Source organism: Streptomyces sp. NPDC003027 (genome assembly GCF_053591435.1).
On record NZ_JBSFTU010000041.1, the window covers coordinates 21317 to 46825 of the forward strand.

Consider the following 25509-nt stretch of genomic DNA (forward strand, 5'->3'; position numbering starts at 1 on the left):
TGGGCAGGCCTCGGCATGAGGTCGGCCTGAGTGATGATCATGGTAGGGCGAGTGTGATCACGGCGTCGGAGCCGTCCTGGATAACCCCGTTCGCGGGGCTGAGCCCGCGCTGCTTCGGCAAGCTGCTGACCGTGCTCCGACGCGATGGAGCAGATGTGATCCACCGAGGCCGGCCGTGGAGTCTGCCGCTGGAGGACCGGGTGTTGCTGGTCACGGCCTACTGGCGAACGAACCTGACGTTGCGGCAGTTCGCTCCGCTGTTCGGCGTCTCGAAGTCCACGGCCGGCCGAGTCATCAACCACCTCGGACCCCTGCTCGCACTCCAGCCCCGCAAGCGGTTCGCCAAAGACACCGTGCTCATCGTGGACGGCACCCTGGTCCCCACCCGTGACCACACCATCGCCGAGCGGTCGAAGAACTACCGGTACTCCACCAACCACCAGGTCGTCATCGACGCCGACACCCGCCTGGTTGTCGTGGTCGGCCGGCCGCTCGCCGGGAACCGCAACGACTGCAAGGCGTGGGAGGAGTCCGGCGCCAAGGCCGCCGTGGGCAAGACCCTCACGATCGCCGACGGCGGCTACCTGGGCACCGGCCTTGTCATCCCTCACCGCCGACAGCGAGGCCATAGCCAACTCCCGGACTGGAAGGAGGAGCACAATGAGTCCCACAAGCAGGTCCGGGCCCGGGTCGAGCACGTCTTCGCCCGCATGAAGACCTGGAAGATTCTCCGTGACTGCCGCCTCAAGGGCGACGGTGTCCACCACGCCATGCTCGGCATCGCCCGGATGCACAACCTCGCCCTCGCCGGATAGGTCGTAGGCAGCAGGGTGGCTGGCCCGCTTGCACGAGGCGACTCCAAGATCTTTACGGGACAGCCCTTAGTCGTTCGTGCCGGGTGGGGAGCGGTGTACGTCCGCGTACACCCGGGCCTTGATCCCACCCTCTCCCGGCCTGCGCCGGACCGGGGTGCTCCCGGAAGTTGCCCACTGCTGTTGGAGGGCGTCCATCACTGCGCGGACGGTGTCCTCGTCGGCGGCGGTGACGTCCAGGACCACGAGCCCGGGTTCGGCGATGTGCCGGTCGCGCGGACTGGGTCCGGGCCGTAGGCAGGGAGGAGCAGCTGCGTCCGCTGACAGGACCGGGCGGGCTGCGACCCCACAGCCAGGGAGTCGTGCCCCCCGAGCGGCGCGGCTCCCTGTCGGGATCCAGGACCTGGTGCTACGTCCCCCGGTGGAGCCGATGCTCGCCCAGGCCCGGGAGACCCTCCCTGACCCCGGCGTCTGCCCGGCGGGCTCGTGTTCGAGGCCAAGTTCGACGGCTACAGGTGCCTGCGGTTCACCCCGGCCCGGCAGGCGCACCGGTGTTCCTGCAGTCCCGACGCGGCAGCCTGATCCAGGCCCACTTCCCCGACCTCGTCACCGCTGTGACGCAGCTTCCGTACGGCCTTGTCCTCGACGGTGAGCTCGTCGTCTGGTCCCGGGGGCGACTGTCCTTCGAGGCACTGCAACGCCGTGCCTCCGCCGGCGGCCGCACAGTGGAGCAGCTCGTCGGCGCGCGCTGCCCGCCCACTTCATCGCCTTCGACGTCCTTCAGATCAACGGCTGTGAACTGCTCACCGAGCCCTCAACGCTTGCGGTGACTCCGATTGGGGTGGTTGGCCGGTCGGATAGGCAGAGCCAGCCTGCGTGTGCCGGCCCTGCCATGTCGTTGATCCGGGCCGGTTTTAGTTCCAGCTGCCCGTGATGGCGATACTGGACGGGGTGGCCGGGGCACCCGGGGGAGTGTCGGCGGGCTCCCAGGTGGCGTTGGTGTGCCGCAGGGTGTGCTTGATCGTTCCGTTGGTGATGATCGCGCTGTGGAACTCGTTGTCCACGGTTGCGGCGCCGACGCTGGTGACGGGACCGGTGCCGAGGATCGGGCCGAGGTTGCCGAAGGGGCTCCAGGTGCCGTTGGCGAGGCGGGCGACGTGCTTGATACCCCCGGCGGGTTCGGCCAGGACGGCCTGGAGGTCGTTGCCGGTGCCGGCGAAGGCCATGTTGCTGATCTTGGGTGGTGTTCCGGGGAGTTTGGTTATCTCACCCCAATTATCCCAGGTGCCGTCGCTGTTGCGGATGGTATGGAAGGCCCGGCCTTCAGCGGTGACAACGCCGACATGAGTGGTGTCACCGACACGGGCGGCGGTGATCTCGGTGGGAGCGGGCGCGGTCCCGGGGAGAGCGCCGACGGCGGTGGTTACGTCTCCCCACCTGGTCCACTTGCCGGCCGAGTCGCGAGCCGCGTGGTAGACGCGGCTGTTGGTGACGGCGAGGAGCCCGAGGTTGCTGCCGATGGAGGTGACGGAGATCTTCTTGATACCCGCGAGTGAGCCGAGTTCGCCGGTGAGGGCCCGGAAGGGTACCCAGGTGCCGCTGGGGTTGCGGGTGGCCTGGTAGACGACGCCATCGCTGCCCAGCGCCAGGACGTGGTTGGTCCCGGAGACCGCGGCATCGGCCGCGACCTCGACCTCGCCGATGCTGCCGGCAGCCTTCTCGACGTCGCCGAAGCCAGACCAGTCCCAGTTGCTGTCGCGGATCGAGTGGTAAAGGTCCTTGTTGGCCGTGGCGACCATCTGAAGGCGCCACGGGGTCAACGTGGAGGCGGTGGACTGCTTGATCCAGCCGCCGAGGCCGTCGACTCGCGTGGCGGCAGCGCCGGTTCGGGTCTCCGTGGCAGGCATGCCGAGACAGCCTCCCTGCCAGGACGCGGTCACGACGGCGGCGAGCTCGAGCAGGCCGTCCTTCTCCCGGACGACAGGGGCACCGGTATCGCCCTTGCACACCGGAGCGCCATCGATCAGCATGCCGTGGGCGGTGACCTCGTTGGCGGTGAACGAACCGGTGTGCAGGGTGTTGGGCACCCAGGTGTCCTTCGTCCTGCCGTAACCGGCGCCCTTGAAGCCTTCGCCCTGGACGGGCGCGGCCGCGGAGGCACGCAGGGGCAGGACGCCGCGGACGGGGGTGTCGAGCTTGGCCAGCACCAGGTTGCGGTCGGTGCGTGGGACCAGCTCGACCACGTTGCGGACCTGCCCGCCGGTCGAATCGAGCTGGGTGCGTCCGATTGTCGCGGTCGTTTTCCACTTCGGCGCGCCGGCGGTGACCGTGTATCCGGTCGAGGGGGTCTCGGCGAAGCAACTGCTCGCGGTGAGGAGCCACTGGGCGTTGATCAGGGTTCCGGTGCAGGACCGGAGGGTGTCGCCGATGGCGAGCTTCGCGGTGAAGCCGTAAGAAGTGTCTGCCGTCGCTGCACCGTCCAACGCCTGGACGGGGGTGGCGACGAGAGCTCCGGACGCGGCCACGACGGCGGCCAAGGCGCCGCCGAGGACCGCGCGCGTACGGGGGTGTGTCATGGGCAGTGGGCTCCCTGCTGGGGCATGCAAAGGTTCTGAGGACCGTGAAGACGGTCGGGGACGTGGTGGCACGATGGCTCTGATCAAGGGATGGCCGCGGGCATCAGGGACCGGCCTGCGCAGGGCCTATCGATCAGCTGCCGATACGCAGCTCGACGAGCGTTACGTCCTCGGTAGCCGGATTGCCCGACTCACCGAACCCCGTGAGCTTGTTGGTGGGCGCTGTAGCGGTCTGGGTGGTGCCGTCCTTGTGCTCGACGGTGACCTTCACCGGATCGCTGACGGGAACGATCCCGTAGAACACGGGGATTTTCAGCTCCAGGAAGGCGGGCCTGGCCGTGACGTCGAAGCAGAAGTCCATCGAGGGTTTGGTGCGGCTCAAGACTCTGAGGTCCTCGTTGCCGTCGCATGCCGCGAGGAGGAGGTGGCCGTCGCCGCGCTTGAGGATGGCCCCGGTCTCGGCCTCGATCTTTTCCGCGTTCGGGTAGGTGAAGTCTTCGATAGCGGGCGGCATGTCGACGCTTGCTTCGGTCGTCGTGGTCACGCTCTCGCCGGCGGCGTGTGCCACGCCGAGGGTCGTCGCGGTGATTGCGAAGGCTGAGGTCAATCCGACCAGTAGAGCCTTGAGGGCACGGGATCTCGCCATGACGGCCTTTCTTGAATCCGTGACGGATATGTTCCCCCGTCACTTCCCCGAAGAGTGAAGCACGTTCAAGATCTCACCTTGGATCACAGCGCGTGTGACTCTCATCTCAGAAGTTTGTTCATTGCGTATACAACCTTTCCCGCTTTCAGGAGTCAGCACCCGCTCAAAGAGCATACCGATGAGCATAATTGGGTGATTTGCGTAAATGAGATTCAGGGCTGCTCCTCACCGTCTTCGGACACCTCCACGCAGGTGTCATGCTGTCACCCCCTGGGCTCTGAGCAGGTGTTCTGCTCAGTCACTCGTGCCGCTCAGCGTGTACCCGCCCCAAGGGTGCGGAGGATCGACGGTTGTACGATCAAGCATCCCCAGCCGTCCGGGAAGTACCGAGAGAACTGGCTTTTTCCTTCTGGAGGATGGCTCGAAAAGCCACCTTCGGAAAGACTTGTGTACGGGACTTGGAGAGCACATCGTGCTGGGGGAAACTACGAGTTAGGAGGGGGCGCCGGTGTATCGGCGTAAACCCTCCCGAACCCCCGGTTCGGGAGCATTGGAAAGGTTCTCGGCTCGCCGTCAGCTGCTGAGAATTCTGTTGTCTGCGGGCCTTCTGTCGGGTCTGCTGGGAGCGCCCACGGCCGTCGCCGTAGAGCCACCTCCGCTGCCCGAGAACGCACGGGCAATTGCCCTTAAGGCATGGGAGACCGGCGGAGCCGGCTTGAAGGACGCTGCGGAGAGGGCGCTGCTGGGCGGCGAAGACGGAATTCGTGCGTTTCTGGACGAAGTGCCGGAGATCCAGTACCTCGACAACAAGGTGGATGTCGCACGGCTGGCGATGTTCGGCGGTCCCGGGGTCCGTGAAGCAGCTGCACAAGCTGTAATCCAGTCCCCCGCCGAGCTGGAGAAGTTCCTTCTCTATGGCTATGAGGAACCGCTCGATACCGACCGGAAGGCCGAGATCACCCGTATCTCGACTTTGGGCGGGCGCGCGGTGCAGGACGCGGCTGTGGCTGCGATCCAAGGAACCTACGCCGACCGCGAGGAGTTCCTGGCCAAGGACCAGTACGAGGCACGCAAGCTGGATAACAAGGCCGAGGTCGCCCGTCTCGCGTCCATAGGAGGGCCCAATCTCCAGGCCGCGGCCACGACCGCAATCAACGGGACGCCCGAGGACATCGTCGAGTTCCTGGAGATCGGGCAGTTCACGGCCCGCGACAGGGACCAGGAGCACGCCTCCATCGCGGAACTCGTCAAGCAGGCGGAGCAGGCTGGCAAGCAGGCCGAGGACGCGACCAAGCAGGCTGTGGAGTCGAAGAACAAGGCAGTCGAGGCGGCCAGACTGGCTAAGGAAGCAGCCCAGAAGGCTGCGGCGGAGCTGGCGGAAGCCAACATCAGCAGCCAGAAGGCTTCGGTGAAGGCAAGGCAGGCCGCCGCTGCTGCGCTTGCAGCGGCAGAGGCCGCTCAGGAGGCCATCGGCTCAGCGAACGCCGCAAACCGTGCCGCTCGTCGAGCCGCGCTCGCCGCAGCACAAACGCATTCGGCGGCGGCAGCTGCTGAGGACGCCGCCAACAAGGCCTTCAACGCGGCCATCGCCACCGCTGGCGACGCCACCAAGGCAGACGACGCGCGCAAAGCAGCAAAGGAAGCCCGAGACGCAGCCGCGGCGGCCAAGACGTCCGCCGCCGCGGCTGAAAAGGCCGGCATCGCCTCCGCTGCATCAGCCGTAGCCGTGACGGCCGCCAAGCTCGCCTCGTCCGACGCCGACTCGGCCGCTGCCGCTGCTGAGGAAGCCAACCGGCACGCTGAGGCGGCCGGCATCTACTCTGGTGAAGCCCGCCAGGCCGCGGCGGCGGCACGCCGCCATGCCGCCGCAGCCGACCGTGCTGCGGACCGGACCGCCGCACTCGCTATCCGCGCGCAGAAGGCTGCGGAGGGGGCCCGGGACGCCGCGAACGATGCAGCGGGACACGCGATCAAGGCAGCCGGCTACGCCGAGGAAGCAGCAAATCAGGCCGGGAACTCGGCTACATATGCCGCACAGGCGCAGAAAAACGCCGACGCGGCCAAAGTCGCAGCCGCAGCGGCTACTGCCGCAGTAAACAAGGCCGTGGATGTCTTCACGCTCGCCCGGGACACTGAGAAAGCCGATCTACAGACTCGTACCGAAGCGGCCGTGGAACGAGCCCGCACCCTGAAGGCGAACTCCGACAAGACGGTGTCCGACTCGGCTAAGGCCCGACTTCAGGCCCTCACCCTGAACGACACCGCGACGAAGCTGGCCGAGGAAGCCGGCCGCCCTCACGTCGACATCCAGGCGACCCTCGCTAAGGGCCGCGAACTCGCCATGCAGGCGATGAAGCTGCTCGGCCCCTGGCACCAGGAAGCAGCCGCCCGCGCGCTAACAGGGACCGACCAAGACGTCCTTGACTACCTGCGAACCCGTTGGAAAGAGGCTAACCACAACGACATCCGCCAGCGTGTCGTCGACCTGAGCTCCCAGAGCCCCTACGCCTCGGTACGCAGCGCCGCCGTCGAAGTCCTGACCGGGACACCCGAGCAGATCGAGGCCTTCTACAACGCCGGCCAGTACGAGGCCGGCCGCACCGACATGCAGGCCGACGTCACCCGTCTTGCTTCCTACGGCGGCCCCGGCATGAAGAAGGCGGCGGCCACCGCAGTCAGGGACGGCGATCCGAAGACCCTTGCAAAGTTCCTCCAGGTCGACCAGTACGGCGAACGCCTTACCGATGAGAAGGCTGAAGCTACCCGCCTGGCCACCCTTGGCGGGGAGGAGCTCCAGTCCGCCGCACTGGTCGCCGTGCTCGGTCCGCCTGAGAGCCTCCACGAGTTCATCACCGTGGGCCAGTACATGGCCCAGCGCAAGGACAACCTTGCCGCCAACCACGTAGACCGCGTCAGCCGCCTCCTGGCCGAAGGCCAGCTGATCGCGGCCAAGGCCAACACGAACTACTGGCGCGCCGCCGAAGCCGCGGCGAAGGCCAGGCAGGCCTCGGCGGAGGCGGCCGCAGCCTCCACTGAAGCGCAGAAGTCCGCAGACGCCGCCGCCAAGGCCGCGGCCGGTGCCAAGGCATCCGCCGACGCCGCCGAAAAGAGCGCCGCCAACGCCGCCGCCTCGGCCACCACCGCCCGCAACGCGGCCAACCGGGCGGAACAGGACGCCACCAATGCGGAGAACTCGGCCGCCGAGGCCATGCTCTCCGCCGCTTACGCGCGTGACTCCGCCAAGAAGGCCAACGACGCCCGCGACCGTGCACGCGCCTCAGCACTCGCCGCAGGCAAGAGCGCTGACCAGGCCGAAGCAGAGGCCCGGGCCGCATGGACCGCGACGCTCACCCTGGTCGAGAAGGAGGCCGCCGAAGCAGCCCGCCAGGCTGAGGAAGAGCGAAAGCGCCAGCAGGAGGCCGAACCCAAGGAATGGTGCGTTCCACACCCCAAGGGTGCGCACGTGGCGCCGCTCTCGGCCTGCGTGGAGTCGCCGGACGGCTCCATGAAGATGCTTGCGCTGGACCCCACGGTCCAGGCCATCGTCTGGGAAGTCTCGGGCCTCAACGACATCAAAGCCTGCATCGAGAATCCCAACCTCGTCGACTGCACGATGGCCGTCGCCAGCGTCACCCCCTTGGGCAAGCTCAAACTCGCCAAGAAGATCGACGACGCAATCGGCGGTATCAAGGACCTGCGCGCCGCACGCCGCACGATCGGCTGTCTTACGCCAAACACGCCCCATAGCTTCCCCGCAGGCACCAAGGTCCTCATGGCCGACGGCACCAGCCGTCCCATCGAACAGATCCAGGTAGGCGACCTCGTCACCGCTACCGACCCGGTCACGGGCGAAACGGGGCCCCGGGCCGTCGCCCAATCCATCCACACCCCTGACGACCGGAACTTCACCGACGTCACCCTCACCGACGGCTCCACGCTCACTTCCACCAGCCACCACCCCTACTGGGCCGAGGACGACCGGACCTGGAAGAACGCGAGCGACCTCAAGGCTGGCGATACACTGCGGACACCGCAGAACAGCACGGCCGCCATCGCCAGTACCCGGAATTGGCAGGGACTTCAGGACGCCTACGACCTCACCGTCGCAGACCTCCACACGTACTACGTTTCCACAGGCACCACCAACCTCCTCGTCCACAACACCGACGAAGCCTGCCCCATATGGGTCCGAGATATCTTCGACGACCTTCCCAAATACAATGGTCTCGGCGATAAAACGTACGGAAAAATTCGCGACTCCGACGGAAAAATAATCCCCGGTGCCGATACGGACGAGCTGCGTCAGCTGATGAGCGGCAGGCATGATGACTTGTACGCTGAGGCAGACGCGCTACTCAAATCCTCGGGACACCCTCTGTACCCCGACCGCAAGAACGGGGCGTACGACATTGCTTCCCACGTGGAAGCGAAATACGCGGCCTGGATGAAAAATAGCGGCACCGAGCATGCCACGGTGGTGATCAACAACAATAACGGCGTGTGCAACAAGTTCATGAACTGCACAAATGCCGTGGAGGCGATTCTGCCCGCAGGCTGGACGCTGAAGGTACACTATCCGGGCTCCGGCAGTCCGGTGACAATTACAGGCAAGAGGGTGAAGCCATGATTCTGGCAGTCCATTTTCGAGGCGAGACCCGCTACCTGCGGGCTGCTGAGGAAGTATCTGGATCTCTCGATGAGATACTCCGACCCGGCCAAGACGGCGAAGCGCATGTCGCGGCAACCTGGCTGGCCTTCGAACGCGAAGGAGACCAGGCACCGGTCAGCTTCCTGGATGTCGGGGCCAACCTGGAGAACGGCTTCGGCGGGGCTGTCTGGTTCGCGGGAGGGACCGAAGCAAAGCGGATCGAAGACGAGACCGGCAGTGACATGGGGTATTACTTCTGGGTCTCCGACACCGAAGAGCCTCCCGAGTTCGACCCCAAGGTTATGTCGGACCCGCACGTGCCTTCATATTTCGATCCCCGCGGGGTTCTTCCCCTAGCGAAAATCCGCAAAGTGGTGGAAGAGTTCTGTCAATCACAGGGCTCTCGCCCCACGGAAATCTGCTGGGTCGCAGGAAATCAGGACGGCACTCGACTGGAGTGACGAAACCTCACCACCTATCACTCAGTGCATAGCTCCCAGGCAGCATAAGTCTGGGCTCGGGGCGGGGGGAACGGTCCTGCGAAGACTTCTCGCAGGACCGTTTCTATCTCCGAGGCCGCGACTCCGCGGTCAGGCGCCTCTCCATGGTCCTGGGCGGCAGGAGGGGCGCAGGTAAGCGGCCACGCAGTCGAGGAGCTGGTTGACGTCCGCGAGCGCGGCCCAGCCGGTGAGTGACTTGCGGGCCGCCCTGGTCCTCGAGGACGTTCAGTAGCAGGGGCAGCAAGCCCAGCAGCTGCGTGAGGACTCTGCCGCCTGTCGGCGTACGACCTAGTACTCCAGCCGTAGATCGTGATCTTGCCTTGTCAATCGCTACTGCAGGAGTGGCGCGCGCGGCGCGTAACGCTCACAGTCCATAGGCGAGATCCGTGCCGCCGCTGGCCTCGATCAACCAGGACAGCGAACCGCTGCCGAACGGCCAGCCGTCGGTGGCCACCTGAACCCAGCCGCCTCCCGATTCATCGGTTCCTGCGTGCCACCACCACCAGCTGCGATCGTCACCGGCCCCTTCCTCGGTCGGGTCGAAGCAGTGCAGCCAATCTGACAGCATCCACGGCCCCGCGCTGGCGGCCGCCCTCTGCTCCGGCGTCATCGCCTCCCATTGCCGCAGCCATGCTTCGGAATCGAAGGGCTCGTCAGGCTCGGGCGCGCACCGCTGGATGAACCACGCCGGCAGCAGCTGCGGCCACCGCTCAAATGCAGGCCAGTCGTCTGTCCGCTCGACCACGCACGTCAGCACCGTACGCGCATCGGCGATGACCTGGGCGGGATCCCCGGCGCTAAACCGGACCCGTACAAGAAATGGCCGCTGCTGGCCGTCCTCAGCCCCCAGTCCGGACCGAAGACGCCGTAGCTCGCCCTCCATGATCTCCACGGCGAAGAAGTGTGCACCACCACCGGCCCCGCCACACCTCAGTACCGCCAGACCACAAGATCATGATCTACGGCTCATGTGATCTCCATGTCTGATTTGCAGCTTGTTGGCGATAATGGCTGGCCTGGGCTCGGGCCTGGTGGCGGCGTCGCCAGGCGGACCAGCGGAGCCGGTGGGCCGCATCGCGCGCGGACTGCACGACGAGCGTCGTGAACAGTTTCTGGATCTCGTTGCAGGTGAGCGGGATCAGCCCGTTCGGGGCGGGATGGCGGGCGTGTTCGACGGCGTGTTCGACGGCGAGAAAGGCGTGAGCGAGCACGGCTGTCGTTTCGTGGGGGTGTAGTTGAGGTGCAGGTGTTGTTGTGTGCTGGGGGTATCCCGGTTGAGACCGGGTGAGCGTGGTCTTGTCGGGCTGTGGGCCTGTTGGTGTGGGGTTCTCTGTTTTCGTTTGGAGTTTTTCGGTCGTCCTCGTGTGGTCCTGTCTTCTAAAGGGCCGGTGTGTGTTTTCGCTGGTCACAGCGTTGTGTGCCGTGAGGTTGTCGGGCGGTGCGGAGGTTACCGGTGGGGTGTGGTGGGCCGGTTCGGGGTGGGGCGGTGGTGGGTTTCGGCGAGGTGGTCCAAGCGGATCGCTTCGAGGCTGGTTTTGGTGATGCGTTCGGTGCCGTCGCTGATGGCGGTGATGGCTGCTTGGCGGATGAGGCGGGTCAGGCTCCCGATGCGTCCTGCGGTCCGCTGGTGGAGGTAGGCGGCGTGGCGGGGGAGTGTGCCCGGCTGGTGTGCCTGTAGATCGAGTGCTGCTTCCACGCCCGTGATGAGCTCGCGGAAGGGTTCGTGTTTTCCGAGGCGTGCGGGGAATGCTCCGCATTCCACCAGGGAGGCCCGCCCGGCGAGTTGTGCTCCGCGTACCCCAGAGAACAGGGCGGTGGTGGTGACGTCGATGCCCGCGTACACGAAGGTCGCGCGGATGCGTTCGGTGAGGTCTTTGAGGAGATCGGCGGTTTGGGCGCCGGTGGTGGTGCAGGCTTCGAGGTGGGTTCCCCAGAAGCCGCCGGGTTCTGTCGACAGGGCCTTTAGGAGCGCGTTGATGTGCTCGATACCCGCGGCCAGGAGTTCGCGGCACTCGGTCACGGGCTGGCCCCACCCCATGTGGGTGATGCCGTTACGGGACTCCCGCAGTTCCTTGAGCTTGGCAGGCGCCCTGTGCTCGGGGCCGAGAAGCTGGGCTGCCCTGAGGATGGCTCCCTCGCCGCCAATGGTCTTCAGCCCGGCGCGGCCCTTCTTCGTCCTGTCTTCGTTTCCGCTCAGGACCAGGAGGTCGTCCACGCTCGGCTGCTTCTCCGACGCGAGGAGCCCTGGAGCGATGGACGCCAGGTACGCCTTCGACGCGTGCTCCACCGCCACCGCCATGTGGTGCACGGCGAAGTCTTGGTTGATGGGTTCCTCCAGGCACGCGTCGACGGCCGTGCGTGCCCACTTCCGGGCCGATATCAGCAGGTGCTCGTAGATCGATTCGTGCGACATGCCCATCAAGGTAGAGGGGCGGTATGGGGGTGCACTGCGGATTTGGCTAGGGCAAGGTGAGCGGACAGGTGGAATCGTGTCCGGGCGTCGCTCATCATCATGGGATGGGGGACCAGATGGACATGGCGCGGTTGCGGAGGCTGATCGACGGTGTGCTCCTCACGCTGTACAGGCGCTACACCGCGAAGGAACTGCCGGCGCTGTGCGAGCGCCTCGGCCTTCCCGCGTCCAGCGAGGGCAGCACCAAGCACGAGCGTCTGGTGGCCAGCCTGAACGCCTGCCCCGACGACCGCCTGCCGGATGTCGCCGAGGCTGTTCTTGAGCAGGAGGAGCTCGGCCAGGCCGAACGTATGGCGCTGCAGGATGTTCTGTGGCTCGGCCGCCACCACGTGCAGATCCCGAGCCGGACCAGGCGCGAGCTGACCAGAGACTTCGATCTGTCCGACCACCTCGGCTACCCGGACCGCTTCATGGGCCTGCTGGGCCGCATGTGGCACCTGGACAACGATCCACTCGGCGGGTGGACCACCCCGACAAACAGCCTGCGCAGCCAGATCGAGCGCCACGTGATCCGGTTCCCGGACGACTGGACGACCGAGCAACTCTTCGAGCAGCTCGGTGCCTTCGAAGCACCGCACCCCCGCTTCGGACACTTCCTCGAGGGCCTGGCATCCCCCGTCGTCCTACCCGACGAGCCGGCGCAGCGGCGCTTCGTCGAGATGGCTAACCGGCACCTGAACCCCGCGGGCGCCCAGCTGAGCCAGCACGGAGAAGCAGACGGCTACCCCCACTTCCAGCTTGTCGAGCATGGCCGCGGTACCGCACGCCGACCGCGCAACCTCATCTTCGCCACCCTGGGCAAGCCTGACATCCGCTTCACCAGCGCCCTCGACAACGACATCGAGGTAGCCGAGCGCGCCGACGAGGTGCTGGTCTACGACCGCCCCGTCGGCAAGGAGGGACTGCTCTGGCGGGACCTCGTGGCCTGGTGGCAGGAAACCCGGGATATCACTGATCAGGAGCAGGCGGCGCGGGCCCTATACAGCCGCATGGAGGCTTCTCTGCCACCAAAATCCCCAGGACAAAAGAACCTGTTCTGGCACTACCACCATGCCAACCGGGACCACTTGAACGACGTGCCCGCCCTCCTGCCGGAGATCTGGCTGCACTGGGACGCCAAGACCCTTCGCCAACGCGGCGCGCACGCCATGCAGAACCTGCGGATGGACTTCCTCATGCTTCTCCCGGGAAACCGGCGAGTGGTGCTGGAAGTCGACGGCATGCAGCACTACACCCGCAACGAAGGGACCGAACCCGACAGCGCGAAATACGCCGCGACCATGGCGGGGGACCGCGACCTGAAGTTCCGCGGCTACGAGGTGTTCCGCTTCGGCCACGACGAACTCCGCGACCGGGACCGGGCCCAGCCGCTGCTCGCCGACTTCTTCACCAAACTCATTGACCGCCCACCCGCCGGTCCATCTCGAGTGCCGCTGTCAGCCCGAGGCTGATATGGGTCTCACGGTTCTGGTCACGACGCCGCCGACGACCGCAGGGTGGCCATCGGTGGGAGAGAGGTCGGGACGCGCCCGGTGTCGGCGTGGAGAGTCCGCCACCGGCCAGAGGCGTCGCGGGGGGCGACGTGGATGCCGACTTCACCACCAGCACCGGATCGACCTGGCGACCCTGCGCACGGTACCGGCCTCACGTACCTGGTGATCAAGGTCAGGGCGTGGCAATCAGGTGCAGCGCCCAGGCGAACGGTCCCATCTTTGAGCGGGAGCACCAGCCCTGACAGGCGTGCCAGTGCAGAAGCCAGGGTCTGCCTCGGCTGGCTGGCCCCGGTCGCCTCGGTGGAGGTGGACTACAAACGGCAGGGCGGAGTGACCACAGTCCCCCTGTACGACGCCCACGACATCGCGCTCCTGGAGGTGATCCGCCCCTGTGGACTGGCGGGCGGTGCGCACCGCCCCGGCGCGCCGCTCCCGATGCGCGATCCGGTAAACGTCTTCCTTCCCGTCGACGCCACGGGCGCGAGGAGATCGCGGGGCGATCTACGTCCCGAGGGCGTCCAGCTCCTTGCGGGCCTCCTCCACGAAGGCGTTCCGCAGCAGGGTCAGCTGCGTCTTGTCGGCAGCCAGCATCTGCTGCTGCGCGTGCCGGTCGAGCTGCGCGATGGACACTAGCGAGCCGGCATGCGTCTCCCCGAACCCAGCAGCGAGCAGGGCTTGACGCGCTCGTTCCCTGGCGTCCTGGTCACCCTGCGCACGCTCGACCGTCGCCAGGGCTCCGAGGGCGTCACGGGCTGCGTTGGACTTCTCGAAACGCTCCCTCATGTCCTCGTACTCTTCGGGCGATCCCGGCGATGCAACCGTGTCTTCCCCGTCCGGCCCGGTTACACGCTCAGCCAGTCCCCAATGGCCGTCGGCGATGTCCGACCCCTGTGCCACGTCCGCCCTCAGCTGCTGCTTGGCTCGGTTCAGCCGATCCGCGTCCCTGGCCTGCACGCGTACGGTGAACAGCATGAGGTCGACTTCGATGGCCTTGTCCCTCGCTTGGCTCGCCTTCTCCAAGACGACGGGCGGGCTCATCAGCTCCACCATGGCGTACGCCTTCAACAAGTCGGCCACCTCCGACTCATTGCTCGTGGCCTGTTCTTTCGCTTTCAGGAGGTCCAGCTCCGCGACGAACGTGGCCCATATCTCCTGGCACCGGTCGCGCTGCCACTGGGCGTGGGCCTCGCGGGAGATCTCCCGGACTCCCTCCAAGGTGGCCTGTGCCTGGAGCCGTCCGGTCTCAAGCGTCGCTTGGGCCTGGGCTTGCGCGGCTTCAAGGGCCTTCGATGCCTGCTCCTGCGCGGCCCGCAAGGCGGCAGCCGCCTGGGCCTGCGCCCCCTGCAACGCCCTCTTGCCCTGGATGGCTCCCGCGAGGATGACCCCGGGGATAGCCAGCAAGGCCGCCCCCGCCGCCACGACCGATCCGAAGTCCTCGGATATGAAGCTGTCGATGCTCATCTACCCCCCATGTCGTGCCGCGCCCTGGAGAGCCTACCGGCGGGGTTGGGCAGCTCGGGATGGATCATGGGGTCGCTGTAACCGGTGGCCTCCTTGGTCTGCACCGTGGCGGCATGAGACGTTGCTCCGCCGCCGTGCGCTCGCCTGTTCGCCGTCCGTGGGCCCCGCCGCCATCGACGATCGGCGCCCGGCGCCGGGGCTGTGAACGGTCCCGCGCGGCTGGGTCGTTCCGCGCCCGCCAGTCCGTACTGAGGCCAGGCCGTTGTGTGTCGCCGTGCTCCGCGCCAGTCGCCGCCGCGCGCCCGCCGCCCGCGAGTGCCGATGTCCGTTCCGGGCCGCTCCCAGCGTCGTCCCGCGCCTCCAAGTCGCCGCCGCGGCGCGCGTTCGGGCCGGTGGCGGCTCCGTGCCGCCACCTCCACAGCGCCCGCCGCGCCCGCCGCACGTCCTGCGGTTCCTGGCTGAGCACTCGGGCAACCTCTACCACCTGGTCGGCGGGATCGCGGCGGCCTGGGCACACAGCGGACAGCGGGTGCTTCACGGACACCGCCCCTCTTGTTTGAACGGGTTCGAAGCGCTGGTAGCCTCGGCCGACTTGACACCTCTGGGGAGGGGACGCACAGCGTGCGGATGGTGAGTATGGGGGGCCGTCGTAGGACGAAGGCCCTGGCGGCGGTCGCGGTGGCGGCGGCGTTGCTCTCAGCGGTCCCGGCAGGGCCGTTCGGCTCGGGCGAGGCCCGGGCGGCGGATGTGCTGGCCGAGGTGGTGTTCCCCGCGGAGTTCAGCGCCGATCCGGACGCGGGCGTCCTGCCGGCTGCCGGGACGACCGGTTTCATGCAGGGCGGGACCAGGCCCCACTGGGTGTCGTTCGTCGACGGCGCGCGCACAGACCTTCCGTCGGAGCTGGGCCGGGCACGTCCCACCGGCAGCGATGTGCTGGCCGTCTTCCAAGGCTCGCAGGTGTTGTTCCACGACCCGAAGACCGGTGTGCGGAGCATCGTTCCGATTCCGAAGAACCGCCACTATCTCGGGACGATGGGCCTCGGCGTCATCACCCGTATGACAACGGCTCCGTACGACACGTTTCTCCGGTATCACGACGGGGGCGTCGTACGGGACAGACCGTTGTCTGGGCTGCCCGCGGGTGCGTACGCCGGGCGCGTCGACGCGCTGTCCGACGAGCACGGCTTCCTCGCCACCTACGGGCCCGGCGGCGCCGGGGACGCGGGCTGGGTCGACGCGTCCTTCACCCTGCGTCCCTTGCCGCCGAACCCGTCGGGAGACGACTGGCAGCACTGGAACGACGCCGTGCTCGCCGACAGGTTCCTGCTCTATCCGACCGGACAGACGCTCCAGGTCTGGGACGTGACGGGGGACTGGTCCGGGCCGACGGCGGAACTCCCCTGGAATGGTGGGACTCCGGTGGCGTTCCTCGGCGGCCACGTGCTCGCCCGCGTCCCGGGCGGGGGCGGGGACGCACAGGCGGCACTGGTCGCCCGGTCCCTCGGCGACGGTGGCGAGCGTCCGGTGCTCGACCGGGTCGTCGGGGACACCCCGGTGAGCGCCGACGGCAGCATGGTCGTGGTCGCCCGCCAGGGCGAGGGGACCGAGCGCTCGCTTCACGTCGTGCGCGCCCCGGAGGGTGGCGGCGCGCCGGTCGCGACCCGGATCGGTGACGTCCCGCCCGTGCGCACCACCATCCGCAGCATGTCGCTCGGGCAGGGCGTCCTGTACTCCACCGACGTAGTGGCGGGCACCCGGGCCAGGGTCCGGTCAGCGGACCTCCCCATCGACGGTGCTCCGCCGGCCACGGCCCGGGTGGACCTCGGCATCGACGACAACGTGGCCGAAGACAGGTGCGGGGTCGGGGGCGAGTGCGAGGCAGGGGTACCGACCGGTGACGGCCGGGTGGTGTACGGCGAGGCGGGCGCCCGCAACCGGCTCTTCGTGCTCGGCGCGGACAAGAAGCTGCCGGCCGAGGCGCTGCCGGGCGTCGAGAAGGCGTATCCGCCGGCGGCGTCGGGCCGTTACGTGGCCTACCAGACCTTCCAGCAGCCTGGGAACATAGGAGTGGTCTACGACCTGGACACGCGGCGGACCGTGCTGCGCAGGCCGGACACCGGTCCTGTCGCCATCGACGGCGGCACGCTGTGGGCGGCGTCTGCCAAGGACGACGCCCGGGTGACCGCCGTGGACGTGCGCACGGGCGCTGTCGTTCGCACCGTCCAGGTCACGACCGGTTCCTGTTTCCTGTCCACCGTCCAGGTGCGCGGCAGCCTGCTGTACTGGACCTGCGGCGGCGGCAGCAAGGGTCTGCGCGACGTGCGGACCGGCAAGGACATTGCGCTGCCCGCGCACCAATTCGCCTGGCTCGGAGACGGCTACCTGGCCTACGCGCTGAACGGGGTGGTCTCGGCGTTCGCGCTGGACGGCACCGGGCGCACCCGGGTACTCGGCACGACGCGGAAGATGAACACCGTGACCGTCGACCGCTTCGGCGGCCACGTCGCCTTCGCCGACGACGAGGACCGCATCCATGTCGTTCCGACCGGCTTCCCCGCCGCTGCCCTGACCACCCTCGACACGGACACCGCCGAGGTCCTTGACCTCGCGGATCCCAGCGCGTCGTGGACCGGAAGCTGGTGGCTCAGCAAGCCCGCCGCCTCCTGGACCATGACCGTCAAGGACCGGACCGGGGCCGTCGTCAGCACCTCCGCCGGCGGGGAGGCGCGTGGTCTGGTGAAGGCCGGCTGGGACGGCAAGGACGAGAACGGCAAGCCCCTCGCGGACGGTGGCTACACGTGGGAGCTCACGGCCGTGCCCGCCGACGGATCCGGACCCGAACTGCGCCGCCTCGGCGAGCTGTTCCTGACACACGGCGGGCTCGGGACCTACGCGCCCGTCGTGCCTGCCCGCCTGCTCGACACCCGTAGCGGTCTCGGTGCCGCCAAGGCCAAGGTCGGCCCGGGTGGCACGGTGACGCTGCAGGTCGCGGGGCGCGGCGCCGTAGCCCCGGCTGGGATCTCGGCGGTGGTCCTGAACGTGACGGCGACGAACCCGAGTTCTGCGACATTTGTCTCGGCCTACCCCGACGGGACGCAGCGGACGTCCGCCTCGAACCTGAACGTGGCCGCCGGCCAGACCGTGTCCAACCTGGTGACCGTGCCAGTCAAGGACGGCAAGGTGGCCCTGTACAACCACGCCGGCACGGTCGACCTGATTGCCGACGTGGCCGGGTACTACACCCTGAGCGGCGAGGGCGACCGCTTCCTTCCGGTGGAGCCGGCGCGGATCCTCGACACCCGTGCCGGGCTCGGCGCGCCCAAGGCCAAGGTCGGCGCGGCGCGGACGGTGAACGTCCGGGTGACCGGGCGCGGCGGGCTGCCGGCGACGGGCGTGTCAGCGGTGGTCCTGAACCTCACGGCGACGAACCCGAGCTCTGCGACGTTCGTCTCCGTCTACCCGTACGGGACACAGCGGACGTCCGCCTCGAACCTGAACGTGGCGGCGGGCCGGACGGCGGCGAACGCGGTCGTCGTCCCGGTGAAGGACGGCCAGATCACCCTGTACAACCACACGGGCACGGTCGACCTGATCGCGGACGTGTCCGGCTACTTCACCACCGACGCGGCCCAAGGAGCCCGCTTCCGGCCGGTGACCCCGGCTCGGGTGATGGACACCCGGCAGGGACTGGGCGGCCACAAGCTCGGCCCGGCCCAGAGCGTCGCGCTGCCGGTCGCCGGGACCGGTGAAGTGCCGGTGACCGGGGCGTCCGCCGTGGTCCTCAACGTGACGGCGACGAACGCGACGGCCCCGACCTACCTGGCGGCGACAACACGCGCAGGAACCCCGACGGTCTCGAACATCAACCTGATGCCGGGCTGGACGGTGCCGAACCTAGTGGTGGTGCCGGTGGTGGACGGCCGGATCTTCCTCTACAACCACGCCGGTTCGACCGACGTGATCGTGGACGTCTTCGGCTACTACACGGACTGACAGGACAGAACCCACGGAGGGGTGGCACACCGTCTCGCGACGCTGCGCCACCCCTCTGCCTTTTCGGTCACCGGCAGTCGGCCAAGAGGTCCCCGACCGCCTTCTGGGAGCAGCTCGTGGCTTGCTGCGGCAGCCGCCGCCCCTGCCCGAGCAGAAGGCCGGCGGATGGCTCTCCCGCTTCCGCCCCGGGTAAGCCTCCTGACCGCCGGGCAAGCCTCCTGGTGGCCGGGCGGGCAAGCCCCGGTGATCGTGGGCAAGCCACCCTCGAATGGGGGCTTGCCCGCGGCCGCCGCAGCGCGCTGAGCTGGAACTGCACCACGGCGATCTTCCGCGCTGCGGCCGCGGTGGGAGCCGGCCTGGCCGCGCAGATGACCACCGACGTCGCGGACCAGATGTCCGCCTTCCTTGCCGCGCTCTGGCAAGGCGGCGGCTCCACACGCTCTACCTTCCCTTCCTCCCGCAGGACAGTGGGCAACCTCGATGAAACCGCACTGGCATACCTGCTGGAATCCGAGGAAATCACCGACGCCGCCTTCTTGATGATCAGCCTCCCTGTACTGCTCCGCACCCCCACCACCGACACCGGCAACCTCCAGCACCTCATGCGCCAGGCGATCCAGCTGTGGAACAGCCGCGTCTGCATGATCGTTCCAGGCATGGGCGACGCGACCACCAGCCCCTGGCGCTGGGCCGTGAAGGCCGGGCAGCTGATCCTGCAGACCCCGCGCTTCCAGATCCAGGTCGACCAGACCCGCCGGCAACTCCCGCAAGGAGAGGAAGCCCCCGTGCCTCGCCTCGACGAGGTACGAAGCCGAGCCGACCGCTTCGGCATCCCGCTGACCGCCCTGCGCATGGTCGTAACAGACCGCCACATCGGATACGGCGGCCCCGGCGACGACATCTCCCACGACACCCGCCTCGACAGCATCAGCAATGCCCTGGAACAGACCGAGGGCGTCATCGAAGCCGACGCACGCATCGCCTCCGGCGCCATCCTCCAGTGCATGTTCGGCCACAGAGTCGCAAGCGCCCGCGGCGCACGCACCCAGGTACCCCTGGACGCTCTCCTGGGAACAACAACACGCCTGCTCTCCGACCTCACCGATGACGAAGCCGAAAAGATCACCCAGCTCCTCGGAGCACAACAGCGGCTCCCGGACCAGCCATGAAGCCAGCCCAGCTTCGACGATCTGTAACCCCTGACCCCAGACACCAGAACATGGATACGGGCTTGGCCCTGAAGCTGTACGGAGTCGGCGGCCTGGCGACCGGACGCTCAAACGCGATGCGACGGCCGTGTGCACGACACCAGACGGCATCCGCGCCTACGTCCTCCTCGAGACGCGTCGGCGACACCCCGGCCGTCCGCACCTGGACCCGAACCGCCGCCCGCCGCCCGGCCCGCGGGCCCCTGGACAGGGCAACACGGAAGCGGGCTCCTGTGCGCTGAGTGCGACCGCTACGCCATCGACCCTGCCCGCCCGTGCAGAAGACCGCCCTCGTTCCCTACGCCCACCTCCCCCGAGCACACCACCACCTCCACGTCCTGACCAGCACCGTCGATGTTTTCGGTACCGCCCACTGGCTGCTTGCCGAACGCGCTCCGCAGCCCGGCGTCGACCTCCTGTCTTTCGACGCGCTGGTCGTTTCCGTGGATCCGGACGGCAACGTCGAACTCACCGAGCTGAGCGCCGTGCGAGCCCGCTGGCCGCACCTTGACCGTCTGCCCGACGGCGGGTTCGTCGTCGCCGCGTCTCGCGCCCGCTGGTACGAGGACGCGAACCAGGTCCAGGTCTTCGACGCGCTTGGCCGCGAGACCTCGTCCTTCTCCGTCGGGGATGCCATCGAGCACCTGCTCGTGGACGAGGCCGGCCATATCTGGGTCGGGCACTTCGACGAGAACCCGGTCGGAATCCGCCGCTGGAGCGCCACAGGCCAGCTCGCCTGGACATCAGACGGCGCCCGCATCCCCGGTCTCTTCGACTGCTACGCCCTGAACGTGTCAGGCACCACCGCCTGGGCATGCCCATACACGGACTTCCCGCTCGTCGAGATACGCCCCAACCGCTCTGACCCGCCCGTGAGAGTGTGGGCGAACCGCGTACGGGGCGCCCACGCGGTGGCCGTCCACGGCGAGCAGGTCGCCTTTTACGGCGGCTACGGCGAGGAGCGGGACCGACTCGCCCACGGCGAGATCACCGAAACATCCGTCGAGCCCACAGACGTCGGCCTGCTCACCCCGCCCGACGGCCCTGCCCCTGGCCGCCGGCGGGTCGTTGGCCGGGGAAGCAGGATCTACGTCCAGGCCGAGCCGTTCACTACATGGGGCGTGTTCGACCTCAGCGGCTGATATTCGGGCACCGACCACCCAACGGACGGTCCCCCGAGGAGTTTGCCGCGGTGCGTGTCAGCGAGGGGTGTCGGCGTACGGCCTTATCTCCTCAGCCTGGTACGAGCGAACGTCCTCGGCTGTCTGGCCGCCACATGGCCGGGGCCGGCCGATAGCCAGCCAGCCTCAGGACAGGGCGGTCGGTCCGGAGTGGGGCGTAGTCCCATCGTGCAGCGGCGCCCGCTCGTCGGCGCACGCGCTGAACCGCGGGCGCGAGGGAACCGGGTTGCGAGACGGTCGGGAGCTGCGGTCGAATCGGGCCGCCTGTGCATCTGCGGCCCGGGCAGGGAGGGATCGGTGCATGGACGGGACGACAGCACTGGACAATGTCCTGCAGCAGGCACGTGTGGTTCAGGTCAGCTCGGTGAACGGGGTCGGGGCAGTCGCAGAGATCCGGGTGGATCTCTCTGATCCGGCGGAGTCGGCCCGGCTCAGAACGGCCATGGCCGTGGAGTCGCTGCCCGGGTTCTGCTGTATGTGCCTCGGGGACGTCCGCTTCGAGGTGTTCGACCCGTCCGGTGGGCGGCTTGCGGTCGTCGTCCTGCACCACGGGGCGACACTGAGGTGGGGGCAGTGGGAGAGCGACGCCGTCCTCGCCGACGGCCGCTTGCTCCTGGCCTGGCTGGACGGGCACGGCATGCCTGGTCCCATGCAGCAGTTCGAGGCCGGCCAGCTACGGGCGCGGGAAGGGACCGAAGAGGAGCGCAACTGGCTGGCTGCGATGCCCGCCGGGCTGGAAGGGCTTGCCGGCCGGATCCTTGGCCTCTCCCGCACTGGCGGCAGTCTCTCCCCCGAATTGCTCACGGAACTCACAGACCGACTCCACCTGATGTTCCCCGACCCGGTGGAGCGGGTGCTGGCCCTGCTCGACTGGTACGGATCCGGTAGCGGTCGCTGCTCTGGTTACCCCGTCCACGAGGGCGTGCCCGGCGAGCTGCTCGGCAGGGTGCCGATTGCTGACCTGCTCGCCGCCCTGGTCGATCCGCGGGCCGAGGAGCGGCACGACGCCGGGGCCGTGCGCCATCTGGTGGGCTGGAAGACCCGCCGACGCCAGAAGCGGGACGTCGCCCGCCTACCCGAACCGCTCCGCGCCCGCCTGCTGGCGCATGCCTGCCGCTCCGGAGACTCCGACAAGCAGGGCCGCGCCGAACGGTGGTTGGCGACCTCACGGGCCTGAGAGCTCGGATGACCCTGCCTCCCCACATAGGCACGATCACCTTCAGGTGGGGACGTATCGCTGTACCTCACTGGCCACGTTCGGGTGTACGCCGACAAGGGGCCGACGGACTTCGACCGGTAGGTCGAAACCTTCGCCGAGCAGATGCCTGGCGCTCGGTGAGTTGTCGAGGAAGGCCGATGGGGTCGGCCAGCGTGCCCGTGGTTTTCACGCCTATTCCATGCCGAGTGCCCGCAATGCGTCGAGTTGCTCTTGGTCGAGTTTGTCTCGCCGGCTCTTGGTGTTGCTGTACCAGATGCCGAGCCTGGTCTCGGTCCCGTCGGGTAGGACCTCCACCGCCTTGCGGGGTACGGGCCGCTGGCCTTCGCGCTCGATCCACTGTGTGAGGGCCGCGAGGCCGCGTTGGAAGGCCTGCTGTGCCTTGCTCGGGCCCTTCGCCGTACGCCTGGCCGCCGCGGGCGGCGGCGCCTCAAGCGGCTGTACGCCCAGCCTGGTGAGCCGTTCCTGCTGTTCGGCGGACAGCTGCTTCCAGGTGCCTGGCTTGCGCTGCTGCTGGAGCCATTGTCCGATGTCGTCGCCGTCCATGAGCACCCCGGGCTGGATGTCGGGCAGCACACCGTCAGCGTCGACCAGGTCGGCGAGCACCTTGTAGTGGCGTTGCCAGTCGAGTGGCCAGGGGCAGTTCCAGTCGGGGGCGATGGCGGTGAGCTGTGCCGCGCGTGCGGCTGCCCGCTTCGGGTCTTTGCCGAGGCCGTTTTTGCGGCGGAGGTTGGCCAGGTGCTGCCCGATGGGCACCATCGCCTCGCCCTCGCCCCAGACGGCGTCCTGACGCGGAGCGAGGTGTCCGGTGGCCCTCCGGTACGAGCGGAGTGCGGCGAGTTTGTTCTCCCACGCTTCGTCGCCCGGCTCCCACACCATGCCGGCGTCGTCGAGGAGTTCCTTGCGGTGGGGGTCGAGTTCTCCGGCCCGCAGCGCTTTCCGCTGTTGGTGGACCCATCGCCCCAGGGGAAGTCGTTCGTCGTCCCGACCTCGGTCTCGGTGTCATAGGGGACGGCATGCAGCCCGGTGATGCCGTTCTCGGTGCGCCAGCGAGTGAGGGCTTGGTAGCCCTCGAGCCAGACCAGGGATTGGGGGCGGATGACGCGGCAGCGGGTGAGGGCGGCGATGTCGGCGGCGTCGCGGGGGGAGGCGAAGTTGACCACGACCGAGGTGACGCGGTCGGCCTCCTGCTGGGCCTCGTCGCTCGCCTCTTGCCCGTCTCCGTTCTGCGCCCCGGTCGCGGGGGTGGGGCGGACGTGGATGCGTCGGTGTTCGGTGCTGCGTGTCAGGGCGCGGGAGGCGAGCTGGTCGACCATGCGTTCCGAGTGCGAGCGCAGGGCTTGGAGGATGTCGACCAGGGGCTGGTAGCTGGCGGAGGCGACCATGTCCTTCGGGTCTTCCCCGGGCTGAAGGAAGACGGGGATGATGATCCGCGCGGTCTTGGTCGTGCCGTCGGGGTTGGGGCGCAGGGCGCGTCCGATGTTCTGGACGATGTCGACCTGGGAGCTGCGCGAGCCGACGATGCAGACCGCTTCCACTCCGCGTAGTCCGGTGATGTCGACGCCGACCCCGAGGGCCCGTACCGAGGCGAGGAACGCCCGGTGTACGCGCCGGCCTTGGGCGTTGATGCCGTTGGCGAACCGGTGAATCACCTCACGCCGGTGCGCGATGGGGTGGTCGCCGCACAGCCAGTCGGCCCATACCCGGTCCGGCGGGACGTGGCGGCCCTCCTCGAGCTCGTACAGCCGCGCGTCGATCGACGACGCGGGCAGTTCCTCCGCGTGGGCGAGAGCTGCCGCGGATGCTTCGGTGGCGTACAGCTCGACGGCGGTCGCCGGCATCTGTTCGGCGAACGCGCGGGCTTCCTCGACCCTCTGGTGGAAGGTCATGACGGTGTGCAGGTTCATCTGCGCCGCGTGTTCCAGCAGCGCGGCCTGGAGCAGCGCGAGCCGTCGGCCACGCAGTGCGTCCTCCGACAGCCCCAGGACCGGGTCGGGGTCCCGGATCTCCAGCACATCGATCTCGAAGCCCGCGAGGATCGAGCGTTCCACCGCCTGCGCCAGCCCAAGATCGAAAATCCTGGTGCCGTACGTGTGGGAGTCGTCCTCCATCGACGCGATCACCATCTCCCGTCCGCCTGGGCCGTGCTGCGGGCTGGGGGCGGCGAGGATGCGGGGGGTGGCGGTCAGGTAGAGCCGGAAAGCCACCGGAATCCGGGACTGGTCGTGGATCGCCGCCCACGGCCGACCCATGTCCCCCGCGGTCATGTGCCCCTCGTCTAAAATGGCCAGGTCGAACGGCGCCATCCGCTGCCCGTACAGCCGCTCTCCGCCCGCCAGGGCGGCCTCCAGTGGCCCGCGCACCGTCCGCTGGCCCGTCGGGGCCTCCGGGTCCTGGCGGTCCACCAGGGAGGCGTAGGTGGCGAACACGATCACCGGCCCCGCTCCTGCCCACAGCGCGAGCTGGATCGGATTGGTCGTGGTACGCACTCCGAGCTGCTCCAGGACCTCGTCCTTGTCCACCGAGCAGACCGCGACCATGGGTGCGCGGTGCCCGACCCGGCGCCAAGACTGCGCGCTCTGCACGATCAGATCCAAGGTGGGCACCATGACGAGGATCCGGCCCCCAGGGAAGCACTCCAGAGCGCTCGCAGCGGCTGTGATCGTCTTCCCGGACCCGGTCGCAGACACCCCCATGGCACGGGCCCCTTCAGCGGGCACAGATGATCTTGCAGGAAATCCTACCCACTTAAGAAAAGCCGTCTTTTGGTCGACCTGGTGTTCTCGGAGCTGAATCACACCGTTTTCCTTTTCCTTTTCCCACTCCGCACCAGCAGGCTTCGCCATCGGCCCGTTCTTGCATGCGGCAGGCTCCCCGAGGGGGACTGCAGGGGGTAGCGATCCCTGCCCCCGTGGGCCGGCAGTTCGTCCTCGAAGTCACACGCCGCCACAGCCTTCCACCCCCCACACCACAGCGTCTCCAGCGCGGCCGTGACCGCGGCGGCCACCACACCGGGCTCCGCCGCTACAGGGGCTTCGCACTCCAGCACGGTCGGCCACTCGAGGAACTCGAAAGGGTGCGCCTTCCTGCCCGTGGAGTAGTCATTGCAGGCGCTGCTCACCCGCAGCGGCCCCACCACCAGGCCGCGACCCTTCTCTCCGGGGCCGAGACGCTCCTTCAGCCAGGCGATGACCGTCGAGCTGTCCGTGGCATCCACATAGATCGAGCAGTCCTCGTACGAGACTCCGGCGTTTTCCGACACAACGACCCACCCCTCTCCAGCCCGTCCTCAGCACACTGCG

The 25509-nt window shown here is 68.1% G+C and carries 15 protein-coding genes and 2 pseudogenes; 8 read left to right on the forward strand and 9 right to left on the reverse strand.

Features of this window, described 5'->3' with window-relative positions:
* Nucleotides 1-26: 26 nt before the first annotated feature.
* On the forward strand, nt 27-815 hold the full coding sequence (locus ACWDX6_RS24935) for a transposase (protein WP_451487126.1): 789 nt from the start codon (nt 27-29) through the stop codon (nt 813-815).
* Between the two features lie 66 nt (nt 816-881).
* Here ACWDX6_RS24935 and ACWDX6_RS24940 read toward each other — a convergent pair whose 3' ends face one another.
* The 3 genes from ACWDX6_RS24940 to ACWDX6_RS24950 all read right to left on the reverse strand — a co-directional run bounded on the left by ACWDX6_RS24940 (nt 882) and on the right by ACWDX6_RS24950 (nt 4034).
* Nucleotides 882-1361: a DUF6207 family protein gene (locus ACWDX6_RS24940; protein ID WP_451487107.1), complete on the reverse strand. Its 480-nt coding sequence runs from the start codon at nt 1359-1361 to the stop codon at nt 882-884.
* Nucleotides 1362-1726: 365 nt separating this feature from the next.
* On the reverse strand, nt 1727-3388 hold the full coding sequence (locus ACWDX6_RS24945) for a trypsin-like serine protease (protein ID WP_451487108.1): 1662 nt from the start codon (nt 3386-3388) through the stop codon (nt 1727-1729).
* A gap of 133 nt (nt 3389-3521) precedes the next feature.
* Nucleotides 3522-4034, reverse strand: a complete 513-nt coding sequence (locus ACWDX6_RS24950; RefSeq protein WP_451487109.1) for a hypothetical protein — start codon at nt 4032-4034, stop codon at nt 3522-3524.
* A gap of 592 nt (nt 4035-4626) precedes the next feature.
* Between ACWDX6_RS24950 and ACWDX6_RS24955 the strand changes: the two genes are divergently transcribed.
* The gene (locus tag ACWDX6_RS24955; RefSeq protein ID WP_451487110.1) at nt 4627-8661 is read left to right on the forward strand and encodes a DddA-like double-stranded DNA deaminase toxin; all 4035 of its coding nucleotides are present in this window, start codon (nt 4627-4629) and stop codon (nt 8659-8661) included.
* Nucleotides 8658-9143 (forward strand): Imm1 family immunity protein, encoded by a 486-nt coding sequence (locus ACWDX6_RS24960; RefSeq protein ID WP_451487111.1) that lies wholly within the window; start codon nt 8658-8660, stop codon nt 9141-9143. The genes ACWDX6_RS24955 and ACWDX6_RS24960 overlap by 4 nt, the downstream gene beginning before the upstream one ends.
* A 403-nt stretch (nt 9144-9546) precedes the next feature.
* On the opposite strand, the gene ACWDX6_RS24965 is transcribed toward ACWDX6_RS24960, so the two are convergent.
* From ACWDX6_RS24965 to ACWDX6_RS24975, 3 genes and pseudogenes are all read right to left on the reverse strand, one after another.
* Complete coding sequence (locus ACWDX6_RS24965; RefSeq protein ID WP_451487127.1) at nt 9547-10065, reverse strand: hypothetical protein; 519 nt, start codon at nt 10063-10065, stop codon at nt 9547-9549.
* 76 nt (nt 10066-10141) lie between these two features.
* A pseudogene (locus tag ACWDX6_RS24970) lies at nt 10142-10402 on the reverse strand (IS701 family transposase); the annotation flags it as partial.
* A 227-nt stretch (nt 10403-10629) separates the two neighbouring features.
* Nucleotides 10630-11595 carry a hypothetical protein gene (locus ACWDX6_RS24975; RefSeq protein WP_451487112.1) on the reverse strand — a complete coding sequence of 322 codons (966 nt, stop codon included), beginning with the start codon at nt 11593-11595 and terminating at the stop codon, nt 10630-10632.
* Nucleotides 11596-11699: 104 nt separating this feature from the next.
* On the opposite strand from ACWDX6_RS24975, the gene ACWDX6_RS24980 reads away from it, so the two are divergent.
* Nucleotides 11700-13106, forward strand: a complete 1407-nt coding sequence (locus ACWDX6_RS24980; RefSeq protein ID WP_451487113.1) for an AbiJ-related protein — start codon at nt 11700-11702, stop codon at nt 13104-13106.
* A gap of 543 nt (nt 13107-13649) precedes the next feature.
* Here ACWDX6_RS24980 and ACWDX6_RS24985 read toward each other — a convergent pair.
* The gene (locus ACWDX6_RS24985) at nt 13650-14609 is read right to left on the reverse strand and encodes a hypothetical protein (RefSeq protein ID WP_451487114.1); all 960 of its coding nucleotides are present in this window, start codon (nt 14607-14609) and stop codon (nt 13650-13652) included.
* A gap of 636 nt (nt 14610-15245) precedes the next feature.
* Between ACWDX6_RS24985 and ACWDX6_RS24990 the strand changes: the two genes are divergently transcribed.
* The 4 genes from ACWDX6_RS24990 to ACWDX6_RS25005 all read left to right on the forward strand — a co-directional run bounded on the left by ACWDX6_RS24990 (nt 15246) and on the right by ACWDX6_RS25005 (nt 22168).
* Nucleotides 15246-18602, forward strand: a complete 3357-nt coding sequence (locus ACWDX6_RS24990) for a FlgD immunoglobulin-like domain containing protein (protein ID WP_451487115.1) — start codon at nt 15246-15248, stop codon at nt 18600-18602.
* Between the two features lie 221 nt (nt 18603-18823).
* On the forward strand, nt 18824-19771 hold the full coding sequence (locus tag ACWDX6_RS24995) for a hypothetical protein (protein ID WP_451487116.1): 948 nt from the start codon (nt 18824-18826) through the stop codon (nt 19769-19771).
* Between the two features lie 314 nt (nt 19772-20085).
* Nucleotides 20086-20952, forward strand: a complete 867-nt coding sequence (locus tag ACWDX6_RS25000; RefSeq protein WP_451487117.1) for a hypothetical protein — start codon at nt 20086-20088, stop codon at nt 20950-20952.
* Between the two features lie 340 nt (nt 20953-21292).
* A complete protein-coding gene (locus ACWDX6_RS25005) occupies nt 21293-22168 on the forward strand; it encodes a hypothetical protein (protein WP_451487118.1) in 876 nt (291 codons plus the stop codon).
* A gap of 213 nt (nt 22169-22381) precedes the next feature.
* Here the strand turns inward: ACWDX6_RS25005 and ACWDX6_RS25010 are convergent.
* Nucleotides 22382-25053 (reverse strand): annotated as a pseudogene (locus tag ACWDX6_RS25010) (Helicase associated domain protein).
* A complete protein-coding gene (locus tag ACWDX6_RS25015) occupies nt 25002-25469 on the reverse strand; it encodes a hypothetical protein (protein ID WP_451487119.1) in 468 nt (155 codons plus the stop codon). The pseudogene ACWDX6_RS25010 and the gene ACWDX6_RS25015 overlap by 52 nt, the downstream one beginning before the upstream one ends.
* Nucleotides 25470-25509 lie beyond the last annotated feature (40 nt).